The organism is Phytohabitans aurantiacus, from assembly GCF_027923225.1.
In the GTDB taxonomy this organism is placed as follows: Bacteria; Actinomycetota; Actinomycetes; order Mycobacteriales; family Micromonosporaceae; genus Phytohabitans; species Phytohabitans aurantiacus.
On the sequence record NZ_BSDI01000008.1, the window covers coordinates 39,805 to 56,280 of the forward strand.

Sequence of the window (16,476 nt, forward strand, 5' to 3'; positions counted from 1 at the left end):
GCCGGGTGGTACCCGTGGACTTCCCGGTTACACATCACGTCATGGCGGGTACCTGCACTGATATGGCGGTAGTGGAGCGGGTCATCGATGCGTCGCCCGAACGGGTCTGGGCGGTACTGGCCGACGGCTGGACGTACAGCGACTGGGTGGTCGGCACCTCGCACATCCGCGATGTCGATCGGTCGTGGCCGGCGCCCGGCGCGCATCTCTACCACAAGGCCGGGCCCTGGCCGCTCTCGCTGCGCGACAAGACCGTCGTGGTGCACTCCGACGCGCCGCGCGAGCTGGTGGTGCGCCCGCACCTGTGGCCCCTGGGCGAGGCCATCGTGACCATGAAGCTCACCGAGGTCGCTCCCGACCGCACCAAGGTCACGATCGGGGAGGACTTCACCGCCGGCCCGGCGCGCTGGGTGCGGACCAAGCTGAATGACCTGATCCTGCACCGGCGCAATGTCGAGTCCCTGCGCCGGCTGTCCGACGTCGCGACGCGCCAGGCGCCCTGACCGCTCCCCGACCTGACACCTTCAAGATCGCCGCGAGATCATCAACGGTGTGACTGAGACTGATGTGCCCATCGGGGCGCTGCTCGGGGTCGTTCTCGGGGTGCTCGCCCTCGCTGGAGCGGGGGTGGCCTACGCCGGGCGGCTCGGCGTTGGCCGCCAGGTGCTCACGGCCTCGGTGCGCGCCGCGGTGCAATTGGCCGCGGTGTCGGCGATCATCGTCGTGGTCCTGCGGCACGGGGTGTTCACGGCCGCGTTCATCGGTCTGATGTACATCGTGGCGGCCCTCACCGCGGCACGGCGCGTCGGCAATGGCTGGTCCGCCTGGTGGATCGCCGCCGCCGCCATCGCGGCCGGGGTCGCGCCGGTGCTCACGCTGCTGCTCGCGTCGGGCCTGGTGCCGCTCAAGGGCATCTCCGTCGTGCCCATCGCCGGCATCCTCATCGGTGGCGCGATGACCGCCACCTCGCTGGCCGGCCGGCGCGCGCTGGACGAGCTGCGCACCCGGCACGGTGAGTACGAGGCGGGCCTCGCGATCGGCCTGATGCGCCGCGACGCCGCGCTCGAGATCGCCCGGCCGAAAGCCGCGACCGCGCTCGTGCCGGCGCTGGACCAGACCCGGACGGTGGGCCTGGTGACGCTGCCCGGTGCCTTCGTCGGTGTACTGCTCGGCGGCGCCAGCCCGGTGCAGGCCGGCGCCATCCAGCTCCTCGTGCTCATCGGTCTGCTCGCGGTGGAGACCCTCGCGGTGCTCGTCACGATCGAGGCGATCTGTACTCGATACAACTAGGCAGCGTGCACCGAGACATCGCCGACATTGCCCTTCATTGTTACGAGCGTCTTGGCGCCCGGGCTCGTGGGCAGGTCGATGTTCTGGTCGCCGAGTTCCACGTCCACGTCGAACCGGTACGTCCCGGTCGAGGGCAGGTACACCGTCGTGCTGCCCACGTCGTTGGAGGTGTCGACGCTGGCCGGTACGGTCGCGAACCGCAGGTCGACGTCGCCCACGTGGGTGTGCGCCTTGGTCGCACCGGCGAGCCCGGTGCCCTTGATCGCCCCGACGTCGGTGCGGATGTCGAGCGCCCCGGTGATCCCGGTGAGCGTGACCTCGGCGGCATCCGCCTCCAGCGTCACCGTCACGCCGGCCGGTACCTCGATCCGGTAATCGGTCTCGCACTTGAATTTGAACCCCCGCTTGCCCTCGCAGCCGTCGTCGGCGAGCAGGAGGGTGCCGCCCTCGGTGCGGTGGCTGGTGCGCGGCGGCTTGTCGGAGTACCGGCGCGTCTCCCGCACCTGGACCGGCCCGTCGGTGGCGACGATCGTGACCGAGCCGGCGTCGGTGCGGATGTCGAGCGCGGTGACCGTGCCCGGCACGCCGTAGCGGTCCTCCTCCTCGGACGTGTCGATATCGGCGACGCCGCAGGCCGCCACGGCGAAGAGGGTGACGCCGGCGAGGCCCAGTGTGGACAGTGTTCGAAGCATGGAGAGATGGTGTCGCGGGACACCCCGCCATGGATCAGGTGCCGCCCGGATTTCACCCCTTACGGGCCCTGGACGTTTGAGGTGTGACGCCGGACACAGGATACTCAGACCGTGACGAACCCCGATGACGTCGACATGGGCACGGCCACCCTCGCCAGGGCATACGACTATCTGCTCGGCGGATCGCACAACTTCGCCGCCGACCGTGAGCTAGCCAAACGCATAGTCATGCTGCTGCCCGACGCCCGGCAGCAGGCCCGGGTCAACCGCGCCTTCCTGCACCGCGCGGTCCGGTTCGCGCTCGACGCGGGCATCCGCCAGTTCCTCGACATCGGGTCCGGCATCCCGACTGTGGGCAACGTGCACGAGATCGCCCAGAAGGTCGACCCCGGCGCGCGGGTGGCGTACGTCGACATCGATCCGGTCGCGGTGGCGCACAGCCGCCAGATCCTGGCCGGCAACGCCAACGCCGTCGTGATCCGCGAAGACCTCTGCGAGCCGCGGGCCATCCTCGATCACCCGGACGTTCGCGGGCTGCTCGACCTCGACCAGCCGATCGCAGTGCTGATGGTGGCGGTACTGCACGCGGTGCGCGACGAGCAGGATCCGTACGGCGCTCTGACCGTCTACAAGGAGGCGATGGCGCCGGGCAGCTACCTGGTGATCGGTCACGCGACGTACGAGAGCCGCCCCGACGAGTACCGCAAGCTCATGGAGGTGGCCAAGAACACGACCACCCCGCTGGCCATGCGGGCGCACACCGAGATCCTGCGCTTCTTCGACGGCTTCGAGATGGTCGAGCCGGGCCTTGCCTGGGTGCCGATGTGGCGGCCCGAGTCGCCGGACGACGTCCCCGAGCACCCCGAGATGTCGGTGAACTACGGCGGCGTGGGACGCAAGCCGTGACCGCCGCCCGCCGGTTCGCGCTCGCCTGGGGCCAGGCGGTGCACGAGGCCAGCTACGTGCTGATGACCCGGCCCGAGCGCGAGGCGTACTTCCTCGACCTCACCGAACGGCTAACCGCCGCGCTGATCGCCGACCCGTTCGACGCGTACGGCGGCTATCAGGTCGGCGCCGACCTGGCCGAAACCGACGCGATCGCCCCCGAGGCCCTCGGCCGCACCGTCACGCTGCTCGGCACCCGCCTGCTCACCGACCTGGACCTGCACGGTCGGGTCAGCCGCGACCGGCTGACCACGCTGGTCGAGGCGCTGTGCATGGGATACACCGCCGCGCTGCAGGACCGCACACTCGACAAGCAAGACTCATTGCGCCGAGCCGACATCACCGCGCGCACCGAGGCCGAGCAGGCATTGCGTCGGAGCGAAGAGCGGCTACGCCACGCCGCGCTCCACGACGCCCTGACCAACCTGCCCAACCGCGCGCTCGTCACGCACTGGCTCGCGTCGCTACGCACCGCACCGGACGCGCCGGAGCGCTTCGGCGTCTGCGTGATCGGCATCGACCGCTTCACCGCGGTCAACAACAGCCTCGGGTACCCGGTGGGCGACCGCCTGCTGGTGGCGGTGGCCGAACGCCTGTCCCTGTTCTGCGACGAGGTGGGCCACTGTGACTCCGAGTTCGCTCGGTCGCGCGGCGCTGAAGGCGACGCCTTCCCTCGTCGCGCCGTGGTCGGGGAGGCGGGCGGGCTGTCCAGGCGCCGCCGCGCCAGTTCCCTCGCTCACCTTGGCGGCGACCAGTTCGCATTGCTGATCCGCGACACGAGTGGGCCGGAAGACGCGGTGAAGCCGGCCGACCGGGCGCTCGCGGCGCTCCGGGCACCGTTTCACATCGACGGGCACGAGCTGCCGATGACCGCCAGCGCCGGCGTTGTCGAGCGCGCGGTCGGCGCCGGTGACCCGGTCGACGCGCTGCGCGCCGCCGCGATGAGCCTGTACTGGGCCAAGGCCGAAGGGCGTGACCGGTTCGAGCTCTTCGACGAGGTGCGCAGCGCCCGCGAGGTCGCCCGGTACAAGCTGTCGGCGGAGATGCCCGGCGCGCTGGCCCGCGGCGAGTTCGCGCTCGCGTACCAGCCGCTGATGAGCCTGGCCGACGGCTCCGTGGCCGTGATCGAGGGCCTGGCCCGCTGGCACCACCCCGAACTCGGCGAGCTGCCGCCGGCACGCTTCATCCACCTGGCCGAAGACTCGGGTTTCATCGTCCCGCTGGGCATCCACCTGCTGGAGCGGGCGTGCCAGCAGGCCATGCGGTGGCGTGCCGCCCGGTCCGATCCGCCGGTGGTGAGCGTCAACCTGGCCGCCCGGCAGCTCTGCTACCCCAGCCTCGCCGCCGACGTGGCCACCGTGCTCGACCGCACCGGCCTCCCCGCCGAGCTGCTCCAGCTGGAGATCACCGAGAGCGACGTGATGACCGCCGAGGCCGACGCGGTGGGCAACCTGCACGCGCTCGCCGGTCTTGGCGTACGGGTCGCGCTCGACGACTTCGGCACCGGGTACTGCAGCCTGGCGTACCTTCGACGGCTGCCCGTGCACGGCATCAAGCTCGCCGGTGCGTTCAGCGCTGGCCTTGGCCGGCCCGGTCTCGCGGGCCGCACCGACGAGGCGGTGGTCACCACACTCGTCCACTTGGGACACACATTGGACCTGACGGTCACCGCGGAGGGCATCGAGAGCACCGCACAGTTGGAACGGCTTCGCGCGATCGGCTGCGACCTGGGCCAGGGCTGGCTACTCGGCCGCCCCACGACCGCCGACCGCGTCTTCCCGTGATCCTCCGCGTCTTCCCTTGATCAGGGCGGCGCGCGGTGCGTCGCGGTGGGGGCGCGGGTCAGCGGTAGATGGCGCGGTGGGCCGCCGCGATCAGCGCGCGATAGGCGGCTCCGGTCAGGGCGCGGTCACGGGCCAGAGCGGCGCGCGCGGCGTTGGCGCCCGGGCCGCCGTGCACACCGCCACCGGGGTGCGCCGACGAGCTCGCCAGGTACAGCCGGTCGATCGGCGTGTCGGCCCGGCCCAGTCCGGGAATCGGGCGCAGGAACAGCTGCTGGTACGCCGCCGCGGTCCCGCCACCCACCGCACCGCCCACGAGGCTGGGGTTTTCCCGTTCCAGGTCGGCGGGACCGGCCACGTGCCGCCCGACCACCAGGCTCCCGAAGCCCGGCGCGTGCTCCTCCAGTACCGCCTCCATGCGCGCCACGTGCCCGGCCACGTCGTCGGCTGTCCAGTTAGGACGGAACGGCAGATGCGTGTACGCCCACAGCGACTCGGTGCCCGGTGGCGAGTGGGCCGGGTCGGCGGTCGTCATCTGACCGACGAGCAGGAACGGGTGCCTCGGCACCTCACCGCACGCCAGCGCGGCCGCGTACTTCGTCAGGCCGTCCAGGTCTGCGCCCACGTGGATGGTGCCCGCACCGACCGCCGCACTGTGCTTCCACGGCATCGGGCCGGCCAGCGCCCAGTCGACCTTGACCGTCGAGCCGTCCCACTTGAAGTGCTCCAGGTCGGCCACCAGCCGCGGTGGCAGCAGCGCCCCGCCGACCAGGTTCAGGTACAGCGAAGGGGCCGGCACGTCGGCGACCACCGCGCGCCGGGCCCGCCAGCGTCGACCGCCCACACTGGACACTCCCATCGCCCGGCCACGCGCGGTCAGCACCCGGTCGACGCGCACTCCGTACTCGATGCGCCCACCGCGGGCCCGCAGCCGGCGCACGAGCGCGTCGGTGATCTGTTGCGCGCCACCGACCGGCACCGGCCAGCCGAACTCCTGTCCCAGCATGGCGAGCAGCCAGCCGTAGACGCCGCTGCCAGCGTCCTCAGGGGACAGATCAGTGTGGAGCGCGCAGCCGGCCATCAGCAGCTGAGCGCCTTCGCCCTCGAACATCTCGCCGCCGAGCTGTCTGCTGGGCAGCACGAGCCGGCGCGCGATCCGCAGCGCCCCGGCGGTACGCAGTCGCCGCAACGCCGCCAGCGTGCCGGCCACCGGCGGGAACGGCGTGAACAGCGCGTCGAGCAGTGGCTTGGAAAGGTCGGCCCACTCGGCGTACGCGTCGAGCCAGCGCTGCCCGTCACCCGGAGCGAACTCCTCGACGGACGCCGCCGTCGTCTCCAGCCGGCGGCTCAGCGTGGCCGCCCGCCCGTCGGGCAGCAAGTGGGTGAGCACCTCGGGCGCGTGCCGCCAGCTGAGCCCGTGCTCAGTCAGGCCCAGCCCGCGCATCACCGGCGAGGCGTATCCGAGCGGGTAGAACGAGCTGAACAGGTCGCTCAGGTAGCCGGGCGCGGTGACCTCGCCCGACCGCACGGCGCCGCCCGGCGCGCCGGTGGCTTCCAGCACCAGGACGTCCCAGCCAGCATCGGCGAGCAGGTTGGCGGCGACGAGGCCGTTGTGCCCCGCCCCGATCACGACAACGTCGACCATCGGTGCCATTGTCGCGCGTTTCGCGCCGTCCCGCCCGGGGGATCACCACCTCATGTACGAGGTGGAACAACTTATTGACGGTGCGTGGTCGCCCGGCGGCGGTGACCTGACGGTGTGCGACCCGGCGGACGGTCAGCCGGTGAGCCGGGTACCCGTCGCGTCGCCCGCCGACGTGGGCGCGGCCGTGAAGGGCGCCCGGGAGGCCGCGCCGGCCTGGGCCCGCACGGCGCCCGCCGAGCGGAGCACCGCCCTGCGGCGGGCGGCCGACGCGGTCGAATCCGCGGCCGACCGGCTCGCCGAGGCGATCACCGCCGAGATGGGCAAGCCCCTGGAAGGCGCGCGGGCGTCCGTCGAGGCCGGCGTCGGGACGCTGCGCCAGTACGCGGAGCTGGGCCCGCTGCACCGCGGCGCGGCACTGGCCGGCGGCGCGCACGCGGTCGACCTGATGGCGCATGAGCCGCGCGGCGTCGTCGCGGTCATCACGCCGTGGAACGACCCGGTCGCGGTCTCCTGCGGCCTGCTCGGCGCGGCGCTGGTGACCGGCAACACGGTCGTGTACAAGCCGAGCGAGCGCACGCCCGCGACCGGCTGGCTGCTCGCCCGGCTCCTCAACGAGTACCTGCCGGCGCGGGTGCTGTCGCTGCTGACGGGCGGCGGCGAGGTGGGCGCCGCGCTGGCGCGACACGAGGTCGACGTGGTCGCGCACGTGGGCTCCACGGCGACGGGCCGCTCGATCGCGGCCGCGTGCGCGCGCACCGGCGCCAAGGCGCTACTGGAGAACGGCGGAAGTGACCCGCTGATCGTCGACGAGAACGTGGACCCGCAGTGGGCGGCGGAACAGGTGGCGCTGGGCGCGTTCGCGAACTCGGGGCAGATCTGCGTCGCCGTCGAGCGGGTGTACGCGCACCGAGCGATCGCTCCGCAGTTTCTCGCCGCTCTTGTCCAGGCATGCCACGAGCTGCGTGTCTGAGCGGGACGCGACCCTCGCACCGACCTTGGCCCGCTCGTTGATCGGAGGCACCGCGACCAAGTGCACGCGCAGGTCACCGAGGCGGTCTCCGAAGGTGCACGCCTTTTGTGCGGAGGCACAATACCGGACGGCCCCGGCGCGTTCTATGCACCGACCGTGCTCGCCGATTGCACCGACGAAATGACCGTCATGTGCGAGGAGACATTCGGCCCGGTCGCACCGGTGATGGTGGTGAACTCGTTCGACGAGGCCCTGTCCCGTGCCGCCGCCTCGCCCTACGGGCTGGCCGCGACAGTGCTCACCGCCGACTGGGAGCACGCCCAGCGAGCCTGGCGCGACCTGCCGGTGGGTACCGTCAAGGTCAACGCGGTGTTCGGCGGGGCACCCGGCGGCGCCGCCCACCCGCGGCGCGGCAGCGGCCAGGGCTTCGGATACGGCCCGGAGCTACTGGACGAGATGACCGTTGTGAAAGTCGGCCACCTCGCCCAGCCGCCCCGTTAGCGACGCGCCTTCGCGGTCTTCCGATTGTTCGCCTTTTGGATCGCCTCGACGAGTTCCGGCTTGGTCATCCGGGAGCGGCCCCGGATGTCGAGCCTCTTCGCGATCTCCATCAGGTGCTCCTTGGAGGCGTTCGCGTCGACCCCGCCCGCCGTCTTCCCCGGCTTGGCCCGGCGGCTGCGGGCGGCCTGCGCGTCGCTCGGCCCCTTGCCGTCCTTCGGCTCCCAGTGGTCACCGACCTTCTCGTACGAGTGCTTGAGCGACGAGAAGGCGGTGCGGTGCGCCCGTTCGCCCTCGCCATACGTCTCGACCGCCGAGTCGTGCGTCTTCGCCCACGTCTCCTGAGCCTTCTTCGGCGAGCGCTTCAGCGTGCTAGGCATCTCCTTGCGTGCCGGCATGATGACCTCCTCACGTTGCCCTAAGATCGCGGTTCCCCGGAGTCTCGCAACGCAAACGTTTGTGCCGGGTGACACCCGGGTACCGGCGGGCATGGCAACCACGGCCGACCGGATCAGCGTCCCCCGCGGGCTGCGCGACCTGCGCTGGTCCACCTGGCGGGGCGTACTGACCCGCAGCGTCAAGGGCTTCATGAAGGACAACTGCACCGACTGGGCGGCCGCGCTCACGTACTACGGCGTGCTCGCCCTCTTCCCCGCCCTCATCGTCATCGTCGCGCTCGTCGGACTCGTCTCCCAGGGGGAGCAGACGGTCACCACGATCACCGACCTCGCCAACGACGTGGGCGCTGGATCGGTGGTGGCCAACGACAGCGTCGTCAGCATCATCAAGGACGTCACCGATCAGGATTCGGCCAGCGTCCTGCTCAGCTTCGGCCTCGTCGGCGCACTGTGGTCCGCGTCCGGCTTCATCGGCGCCTTCACCCGCGCCTCGAACGCCATCTACGGGGTTGCCGAGGGCCGGCCGATCTACAAGCTGCGCCCGCTTCAGCTGCTCGTCACGGCCACGGCGCTGGTACTGCTCGCGGTGGTCGCCGTCATCCTGATCGTCAGCGGCCCGGTCACCGACACGATCGGCGAGAAACTCAGCCTCGGCGACGCACCGAAGACACTGTGGACAATCGCCAAGTGGCCGGTACTGGTGATGGTGATGCTTCTGCTGCTCGCGTTGATGTTCTGGATCGCGCCGAACGTGCAGCCGCCGCGGTTCCGGTGGCTCACCGTCGGCGGGTTCGCGACGCTGGTCGCCTGGGGGCTCGTGTCGTTCGGCTTCGGGCTATACGTGGCGAACTTCGGCTCGTACGGCGCGACCTACGGGAGCCTGGGCGCGGTGATCGCGTTCCTCGTCTGGCTGTACCTGTCGAATTGCGCCCTGATGCTCGGCGTAGAAATCAACGCCGAGCTTCAACGCGGCCGCCAGATCCAGGCCGGCGCCGACGACACCGACGACCCCGTCCTCCCCCCACGCACCCCACCCTCCGCCTAACCCCCACCCCTCCCCTCGCCCCGGGCCCCGGGGGCCGCCCTCGCCGCGCACGCCGCGCGCCGCGCCCCCGCACGTCCGCCCCCAGGCCAGCCCAACACGGCGTGTCGCCACGCCGCTTCGCCGATCAAGGGCGAACGCACGCGGTTCGATCTCATTTCCGCGTGCATCCGCCCTTGATCCATGCGAATGCCCTTGATCGACGCGCAGGGCGCGGCGACAAACCGCCGCCACCCCCTCAACCCCGACGCGCCCGCGCGACCCCGTGCTGCCCGCGCGACCCCGCGCTGCGCCCGCCGCGCCGCCCATGCCGCGCCGATCAAGGGCAAACGCACGTGATTCGATCTCGTTTCCGCGTGCATTCGCCCTTGATCCATGCACATGGCCTTGATCGACAAGCTGTCGCGGAGCAAGATCAAAACCGGGATCGAGGTCTGAGCTACCGCGATGTCCGCCGCGCACAAGGCCGCTGCTCCCGCAGCCTCGCCCTCCGTGGCTCACGACCGACCCGCGCACGGTGAACGGTGCCACGTTGGCCGCACCGTTCGGCTGTGGATCAAGCCGGCCGCGCCGGCAACGCGGACGTGCTCCGCCCTGACCCGAAGGTCTCTTGAGATCCTCCCGCGGGGCCCGTCCGCACGGCTGGGTCCGGCTATGTGCCGCCGGCTTTCAGCCGGCCCAGATGCCGGCGTGTCACGCCCGCCGATCAAGGGCGTTTGCATGGATCAAGGGCAAACGCACGCGGAAAAGAGATCGAACCACGTGCATTCGCCCTTGATCGGCGCGGCATGGGCGGCGCGGCGGGCGCAGCGCGGATCGCGCGGGCAACGCGGGGTCGCGCGGGCAACGCGGGGTCGCGCGGGCAGCGCGGGACGACGCGGCGCGGGGCGGTGGGGGTGGGTGTGGGGGCGCGGAGGGTGAGGCTGCGGGAGCGACGGTTTGGAGCACGACGCACGTCGCGGCAGCTCAAATCATGAAACTAGGTCTGGGGTTTGGCTCTGGGGGCGTCGGGTACCGCAAAACGCATGGAACGTGGCAGCAACAAACACGGTCCGCGTCTGGACGATCAGATGGCCGCTGAGGTGCGCGGCATGGTGCAGGGAAACGTCGCCGGCTCCAGGGTCGAGGAGTGGCGCCAGCCGGAACCCGCCGGCGAGGACCAGCCCGAACCGACCACGGTGCCGGCCGGTGACTACCGCACCGGCGCGCCGGAAGGCATGACGAGCGAGGAGGTGGAGCAGCGCAGCCGGCTGGGTCGGTACCTGGACCTGTCGGCGCTGCCCGCCGACCGTGAGGGCCTTCGGCGTTCCGCCGAGCGCCACCAGGCGCCGGACGACGTGCTGGACGCGTTGGACCGGCTTCCCTCGGGCACGACGTTCGAGACGGTCACCGAGGTGTGGGCCACGTTGCGACACGAGAACGATAGTTAGGAGGAATGCCACATGGGTGGGGTTACCGAGTCTGTGGACGTTGCGGTACCGGTCCGCACGGCCTACAACCAATGGACCCAGTTTGAGGAGTTCCCCCAGTTCATGGAAGGGGTCCAGGAGGTCCGGCAGATGTCGGACACGATGACCCACTGGAAGGTCGAGATCGCTGGGGTGAAGCGCGAGTTCGACGCGCAGATCACCGAGCAGCTACCCGACGAGCGGGTGGCGTGGACCTCGACGCAGGGCGCCAAGCAGGCGGGCGTAGTGACGTTCCACCGGCTCGACGACACGCACAGCCGCGTGACGGCGCAGATGGAGTTCGATCCGGAGGGCGTCGTGGAGAAGGGCGCCGACAAGCTCGGCGTGCTGAAGACGCGCGTGAAGGGTGACCTCAAGCGGTTCAAGGAGTTTATCGAGCAGCGCGGCGGCCAGGAGACCGGCGCGTGGCGCGGCGAGGTGCCGCGTCCGGGCAGCGAAATGCCGCGCCCAGGCCCGGGACCGGCTCTGTAAGACCGCGATAGGCGTGGGGAGCCGGCGGGCGGCCGCCGGCTCCCCACTTTCGCATCGAGGAGGAACCATGACCGACGGCGATGGCGTGTGGCGTGACGAGGAGAAGCTCCCCGTCGAGGAACTGACGCGAGCGATGGGCGTCTCGTCACAGGATGGCCAGGTCGACGACGTCACCGGCAACGACGCGGGCGCGGAGGCCGCGTTCGGCCACGACGAGGACATCCCGAACCACGAGGACCGCCCGACCACGACGGGCCGGACCGGCCCGCACTAATTCTTGCGGGCCGACGCCACATAAAGCGCCAGCAGCAGTACCGACAGCACCACCAGCGCCGGGCCCAGGTACTCGACGTCGAAGCGGTTCAGCAGCACACCGACCGCACCGGGCAGGAGCGCGCCGCCGAGTCCCGCCGCACCGATCTGTACCCCGATCGCCCGGTCCGCGTGTGCCGGCCCGACCCGGTTGGCGGTCGTGAGCGTCATGAGGGGAAACACCGGCGCCGCCGCGAACCCGATGATGGCGAGCCCGACGACGGCCACCCAGCCGGGCGCGGGCAGCGCCACGAGTACCGCCCCGACCACCATGCCCGCCAGGCTGGCCTTCAGCACCTGGTCGCTGCCCAGCCGCTCAGCGACCACGCCCTGGACCACTCGGCCCACGAACAGGCTGGCCCAGTACCCGGAGACGCAGATACCGGCGATCGCACCGCTGAGCCCGCGCCCCTCGGTCAACAGCAGGTACGCCCACAACCCGGCCGCCACCTCGACCGCCACGTACACCGCGAACGCCAGCGCGCCGAACCACACGGCGGGGATGGCGAGCGTGTCCCGGATCGGCACCTTGAGTACCGGTGAGTCACCGTCTTCCACCGGCCGGTGCGCGGCCCAGTTCCGCGCCGTGAGCGCGAACGCCGTGGCCAGCACCGCCTGGGCGGTCGCCACCGCGGCGTACCCCCAGCGCCAGGACAGCCCCGCGCTGATCACCGACGTCATGATCAGTGGCCCGATCGCGACGCCAAGCCCGAAGAACGCGTGCATCCAGTTCATGTGGCGGGGCCCGAAGGCGGCCGCCGCATACGCGTTGAGCCCCGAGTCGATCGCGCCCGAGCCCAGCCCGAGCAGCAGCGCGCATCCGATCATCATCGCGAGCACCGGCGACGTCGCGTACCCGGTCAGCGCCAAGCTGGCCAGCAACGTGCTCCCGGCGAGCAGCCAGCCCACGCCCAGCCGGGCGATCGTGAAGCCGGCCGCCACGCTCGACGTGATGTACCCGGTGGTTCCCGCGATCAGCAGCAGGCCGACCGCGTCGAGTGGTACGCCCAGGTCAGGGCTGATCGACGGCCAGCCCACACCGATCAGGCCGTCGGGCAGTCCGAGGCTGATGAAGGCGAAGTACGCCAGCAGGAGCAGCGACCCGCGAGTCGCGGTCTTGGCGGTCGACATAAGTCTGATCTTTCCCGATGGACGCCCCGCACGGGTGTCTCAACCGGACAGCTCACTCGTAATCATCCGAACGTCCCATGGCAGTCCAGAAACCGCGCGGCAGACTTTCCGGATGCGCCAAGCCCCCGGCTTCCTCACCCCACGCCAGCGCCTCTTCGCGTGGGTCGGCTTCGTGCTCACCGCGATGCAGGCCCCGCTCTCCGCCCGCCTTCTGCCGGACGAGTCGTGGCTCTTCAGCGTGGTCGTGGCACTGATGGTCGCGACCGTCATCATGGCTGACGACTCGATGCGTCGCCGCCGCCCGGTCAAGGTGCGCAGCGACGAATAGTGCGTCGTGGTGACCCGAAAATCAGCCGAGCGGCCGAAGACCAACGCTCCACCGGCAACTACGCTGAGTCATCATGACCGGGTTCTTCAGCGGCGCATCCGCACGTTCAGCCACCAAGTCAGCACGCTCCGTGTTGGCCAGCTTGATGGCGTCCATCGGTGCGGCCGGTCTCGAGGCGGCCGCCCGGCACCCCGGCCTGCTCGCCGCGATCGACCAGCACGCCGCTGCCATTCGCGACAGCCTCTTCGGTGATCTGCGCGAGCTGACCCCGGTGCATTTGGCGGGATACGCCGAGGGCGTTCACGAGGCCGCGGTCGAGCACGGCTGGCAATTGCCCGAGGCAATCGACTGGAGCGCCGCGCACGACTGGGTCCTGACCCGCCTTCTGGCGGTCTGCGCCCTCGCTCGCTAGCGGTCTGCACACTCGCCACCAGCGGCCCGCACACTCGCCCGCCAGCCATCGGCGCGCCGTCCGCGAGCCCCGCGAGCCTCTGCGGGCCGTCCGCTCGCGGTCCGCCGGTCTCGAGCCGTCCTCGGGCCCCGCGAAGCGTCCACAGGCCCCGCGAGCCGTCCGCCGGTCTCGCGGCTGGTTGAGCCACAAGACCGGCGGGACGACAGAGCGCTCTACTGGCGCTCGATGCGCTGCGTTTCGTCGTTGGCCATGGACCCCGTGGCCGGAGCCCCCGTCGTCGGCGCGCCCGTCGTCGGCGCGGGCATCGCCGGAGCGCCCATCGCCGGCGCGGGCGGAGCAGCCGGAGGCGGAGAGCCCGCCGTCGACTGGTACACACCGGGCTGCGACGCCGCCATCGCCGGAGCGTTCGCGGGCAGCGGCTCGGTGCGATCAGCCATCTGCCGGTTGACGTCTTCCCGGCCAGCCGCGTAGGCCTGCGCCTTCTCGCGGATCACCTGCGTCTCGGCAGCCGCCCGGTCGAGCCAGCCCTCCCAACGCTGCTGCATCGGCCGCACGAGACCACCTCCCACGCCGACGATCAGGATGCCGGCCACGGTGGCCAGTACGGCGATCAGCACCGGCGTCGTCACGGTGGTCGCGATACCCACCTGGTTGAGCGCGGCGATCACGCCGAGGCTGATGATGAAGATGGACGCCAGGTTGGCGAGCAGCTTCCCGTACGACAGACCGCCCAGCGCGCCCGTGACCAGGTCGCGCACTGCGCTGGCGATGGCGGCGGCCACCACCACGATGACGATCGCGATGAACGCCTTCGGCAGCCACGAGACCACCGCGCTGATCAGATCGCTGATCGGGTTCGGCCCCCACACCCCGAACGCCAACTGCAGCGTGAACAGCAGCACCGCGTAGTACACGATCCGCGCCGCGATGTCACTCGCGTCATACTTGCTGTTTTGCAACGCGCGGCCGATGCCGCCACGCTCGACCGCCCGGTCGAAGCCGATCCGCTCCAGGATCTTGTCCACCAGCTTCAACACGAAGCGAGCGATGATCCAACCCACGATCAGGATCGCGATGAACCCGATCGCCTTCGGCACGAACAACAGCACTGATCTCCACATATCGGTGAGCGCGCCGTCGATATCGACGTGCTCCACCGCCAAGGGCTCGGACATACGGGTCCCCTCCTGTCACTCGCAGCCCATATACCCCCTGATCATGCAACTCAGTCTGGTGTTATTCGGCGCTTTTCGGACAAAAGCCGGAAATTACGCGCATGATCGCCCATTAATGGCGCAGCCGGTCGGCTCCCCCGCCAGCAGCCCCGGCACGTCGAACGTGAAAACCACCGACCCGCCCGCCGCCACCGCGCCCGCACCGTCTTCCGGCGTGAAGATCACCAGCGCGCCATCCTGCGCGAACTCCGCACCCGACGCCGAGCTCACCGCCAACCCCGCCGGCAGGCTCAGCGTGACCTCCCAGTCCGGCGCCGCACCCGCACCCTCGTTGCGGATGGTCACCTCACCCCGATACCCGCCAAGCCCCAGCAGGCCGGTGTTCGCCGCGCGGGCATAGCTCGCGCGCAGGTCAGCGGCCGCGACAGGCGCGCTGGTAGCCGACTCCGGCGTCGGAGAACCAGACCCCGACCCCCCGCCCGGCACCGTCCGCCCACGCCCCTCACGCCCCAGCCCTCCAAGCGTCGGACCAGGCGTCGGACCGGCCGTCGCAGCCTCCAACGCCGCAGGCGACGCCTCCGGCGACAGCGTCGGCACGACCATCGGAAGCGGCAACGCCACCTCACCGGCAGGCCGCCGCTGCGCCATCACCGCGTACGCCCCACCCACGACGACACTCGCGGCCACAACCACGAAAACCACAGCGAGGGCAAGCTCCGTGCGCGTCCAAGGCAGCTTTTCGTGTACGCGGACCCGCGCGACCGCCTCTTCGGTGGCCGGCTCGATTTGTGGCTCCTCAACCGCCGCCTCTTCCGGTTCGATTACCCGCGACGGCGGCTCCGCGACCGTCATGCTCTCGTCGAACTGCTGCAGCTCAGCCACATACCCCATGACTCCGGCGCTAGGCGCCACGTCATCCCGCTGCTCCCCCGCCCGAGTCACTCGCCGACTATAAGAGCCCGCCCCTTCCCACCCGCAACCCCCGCTAAACCCCCTACCTCACCCCAAATCCGCCCACCCCACCCGACGCACCCCACCGCAGACCCCACCCACTCACCCCGCGCCCCGCGCCCCGCGCGGCGCGCGCCCCGCGCCCGCGCCCCGCGCAGCGCACGCCCTGCGCCCGCGCCCCGCGCAGCGCACGCCCCGCGCACCTTGCGCACCGCGCGCCTTGCGCACCGCGCGCCTTGCGCGCGCGGCAGGTCCCGCGGCCCGCGGGACCTGCTTCCCCGCCGATCAAGGGCGAATGCCCGTGGTTGGATCTCTTTTCCGCGTGTATTCGCCCTTGATCGATGGAGATCTCCTTGATCGGCGAGGCCGCATGGGTCGCAGGGTGTCGTCGTCCCGCGGATGCCGGGTCATCCCCCGACCACGCCCCCGTTCACCGATTACTTCGCGGCGCAAGCGCGCGAAGCGCCGCGCCATGCGCCGGCGGACACCCTCGCGCGGAGATCTTGGCGCTCCACCGTCGCCCTATGGCGACGGTAGAGCGCCAAGATCTACCCGTGTGGCGGGCTGCGGGCTGCGGGCTGCGGGCTGCGGGCTGCGGGCTGCGGGCTGCGGGCTGCGGGCTGCGGGCTGCGGGGATCTTGCCGTTGTCATGGCCCAAACTGGGGCAATCCACCATGACAACTGCAAGATCGCCGCGTGGCTCGGAACAGGGCCGCAGCGGGCGCTGGCGCCGCGCCGCCGGAGGCGGCGGCCCCCCGCCGCCGTTGCCGTCGATCAAGGACATCTCCATCGATCAAGGGCAAAAGCACGCGGAAAAGAGATCCAACCACGTGCATTCGCCCTTGATCGGCGGCGAGGGAGCGCCAGGAGCGCGCGCCGGGCGCGGCGTGAGGAGCGCTGCCGGCGGGAGGTGTCGGGGACCGGGAGTGGGCGGAGTTCGGGGGGCGAGAAAGAGCGACGCTAGGA

At 71.0% G+C, this 16,476-nt stretch carries 16 protein-coding genes and 1 pseudogene; 11 read left to right on the top strand and 6 right to left on the bottom strand.

Annotation, left to right across the window (positions count from 1 at the left end; translation table 11 throughout):
* Nucleotides 1–62 precede the first annotated feature (62 nt).
* Nucleotides 63–503 (top strand): SRPBCC family protein, encoded by a 441-nt coding sequence (locus tag QMG73_RS11510; protein ID WP_281894480.1) that lies wholly within the window; start codon nt 63–65, stop codon nt 501–503.
* Between the two features lie 49 nt (nt 504–552).
* Nucleotides 553–1,290, top strand: coding sequence for an ABC transporter permease (locus QMG73_RS11515; protein WP_281894483.1), 738 nt, complete (start codon nt 553–555; stop codon nt 1,288–1,290).
* Here QMG73_RS11515 and QMG73_RS11520 read toward each other — a convergent pair.
* Nucleotides 1,287–1,982 carry a DUF4097 family beta strand repeat-containing protein gene (locus QMG73_RS11520; protein ID WP_281894485.1) on the bottom strand — a complete coding sequence of 232 codons (696 nt, stop codon included), beginning with the start codon at nt 1,980–1,982 and terminating at the stop codon, nt 1,287–1,289. The genes QMG73_RS11515 and QMG73_RS11520 overlap by 4 nt on opposite strands.
* 135 nt (nt 1,983–2,117) lie before the next feature.
* Here QMG73_RS11520 and QMG73_RS11525 point away from each other — a divergent pair, with 135 nt between their 5' ends.
* Both QMG73_RS11525 and QMG73_RS11530 read left to right on the top strand, forming a co-directional pair.
* Entirely contained in the window at nt 2,118–2,888 is a 771-nt protein-coding gene (locus QMG73_RS11525) for an SAM-dependent methyltransferase (protein WP_281894673.1), read from the top strand.
* On the top strand, nt 2,885–4,711 hold the full coding sequence (locus QMG73_RS11530) for a putative bifunctional diguanylate cyclase/phosphodiesterase (RefSeq protein ID WP_281894487.1): 1,827 nt from the start codon (nt 2,885–2,887) through the stop codon (nt 4,709–4,711). Before QMG73_RS11525 ends, QMG73_RS11530 begins: the two co-directional genes overlap by 4 nt.
* 58 nt (nt 4,712–4,769) lie before the next feature.
* On the opposite strand, the gene QMG73_RS11535 is transcribed toward QMG73_RS11530, so the two are convergent.
* Complete coding sequence (locus QMG73_RS11535) at nt 4,770–6,353, bottom strand: phytoene desaturase family protein (RefSeq protein ID WP_407676779.1); 1,584 nt, start codon at nt 6,351–6,353, stop codon at nt 4,770–4,772.
* A gap of 52 nt (nt 6,354–6,405) precedes the next feature.
* Between QMG73_RS11535 and QMG73_RS11540 the strand changes: the two are divergent.
* Nucleotides 6,406–7,824: pseudogene (locus tag QMG73_RS11540) on the top strand (aldehyde dehydrogenase family protein).
* Here the strand turns inward: QMG73_RS11540 and QMG73_RS11545 are convergent.
* A complete protein-coding gene (locus QMG73_RS11545; RefSeq protein ID WP_281894493.1) occupies nt 7,821–8,219 on the bottom strand; it encodes a ChaB family protein in 399 nt (132 codons plus the stop codon). The pseudogene QMG73_RS11540 and the gene QMG73_RS11545 overlap by 4 nt on opposite strands.
* 91 nt (nt 8,220–8,310) lie before the next feature.
* Between QMG73_RS11545 and QMG73_RS11550 the strand changes: the two genes are divergently transcribed.
* The 4 genes from QMG73_RS11550 (at nt 8,311) to QMG73_RS11565 (ending at nt 11,475) form a co-directional block, all read left to right on the top strand.
* A complete protein-coding gene (locus QMG73_RS11550; protein ID WP_281894495.1) occupies nt 8,311–9,264 on the top strand; it encodes a YihY/virulence factor BrkB family protein in 954 nt (317 codons plus the stop codon).
* A gap of 1,022 nt (nt 9,265–10,286) precedes the next feature.
* On the top strand, nt 10,287–10,691 hold the full coding sequence (locus QMG73_RS11555; protein WP_281894498.1) for a DUF2795 domain-containing protein: 405 nt from the start codon (nt 10,287–10,289) through the stop codon (nt 10,689–10,691).
* A gap of 12 nt (nt 10,692–10,703) precedes the next feature.
* Nucleotides 10,704–11,201 carry an SRPBCC family protein gene (locus QMG73_RS11560; RefSeq protein WP_281894499.1) on the top strand — a complete coding sequence of 166 codons (498 nt, stop codon included), beginning with the start codon at nt 10,704–10,706 and terminating at the stop codon, nt 11,199–11,201.
* 67 nt (nt 11,202–11,268) lie between these two features.
* Nucleotides 11,269–11,475: a hypothetical protein gene (locus tag QMG73_RS11565; protein WP_281894501.1), complete on the top strand. Its 207-nt coding sequence runs from the start codon at nt 11,269–11,271 to the stop codon at nt 11,473–11,475.
* Here QMG73_RS11565 and QMG73_RS11570 read toward each other — a convergent pair.
* Nucleotides 11,472–12,644 carry an MFS transporter gene (locus QMG73_RS11570; RefSeq protein ID WP_281894503.1) on the bottom strand — a complete coding sequence of 391 codons (1,173 nt, stop codon included), beginning with the start codon at nt 12,642–12,644 and terminating at the stop codon, nt 11,472–11,474. The two genes, QMG73_RS11565 and QMG73_RS11570, sit on opposite strands and share 4 nt — an antisense overlap.
* Before the next feature lie 112 nt (nt 12,645–12,756).
* Between QMG73_RS11570 and QMG73_RS11575 the strand changes: the two genes are divergently transcribed.
* Together QMG73_RS11575 and QMG73_RS11580 are read left to right on the top strand one after the other, a co-directional pair.
* Complete coding sequence (locus QMG73_RS11575; RefSeq protein ID WP_281894504.1) at nt 12,757–12,972, top strand: hypothetical protein; 216 nt, start codon at nt 12,757–12,759, stop codon at nt 12,970–12,972.
* Nucleotides 12,973–13,045: 73 nt separating this feature from the next.
* Entirely contained in the window at nt 13,046–13,384 is a 339-nt protein-coding gene (locus QMG73_RS11580) for a DUF6401 family natural product biosynthesis protein (protein WP_281894507.1), read from the top strand.
* 212 nt (nt 13,385–13,596) lie between these two features.
* On the opposite strand, the gene QMG73_RS11585 is transcribed toward QMG73_RS11580, so the two are convergent.
* Together QMG73_RS11585 and QMG73_RS11590 are read right to left on the bottom strand one after the other, a co-directional pair.
* Entirely contained in the window at nt 13,597–14,559 is a 963-nt protein-coding gene (locus QMG73_RS11585) for a mechanosensitive ion channel family protein (RefSeq protein WP_281894509.1), read from the bottom strand.
* A 93-nt stretch (nt 14,560–14,652) separates the two neighbouring features.
* Nucleotides 14,653–15,501, bottom strand: coding sequence for a cellulose binding domain-containing protein (locus tag QMG73_RS11590; RefSeq protein WP_281894512.1), 849 nt, complete (start codon nt 15,499–15,501; stop codon nt 14,653–14,655).
* Nucleotides 15,502–16,476 lie beyond the last annotated feature (975 nt).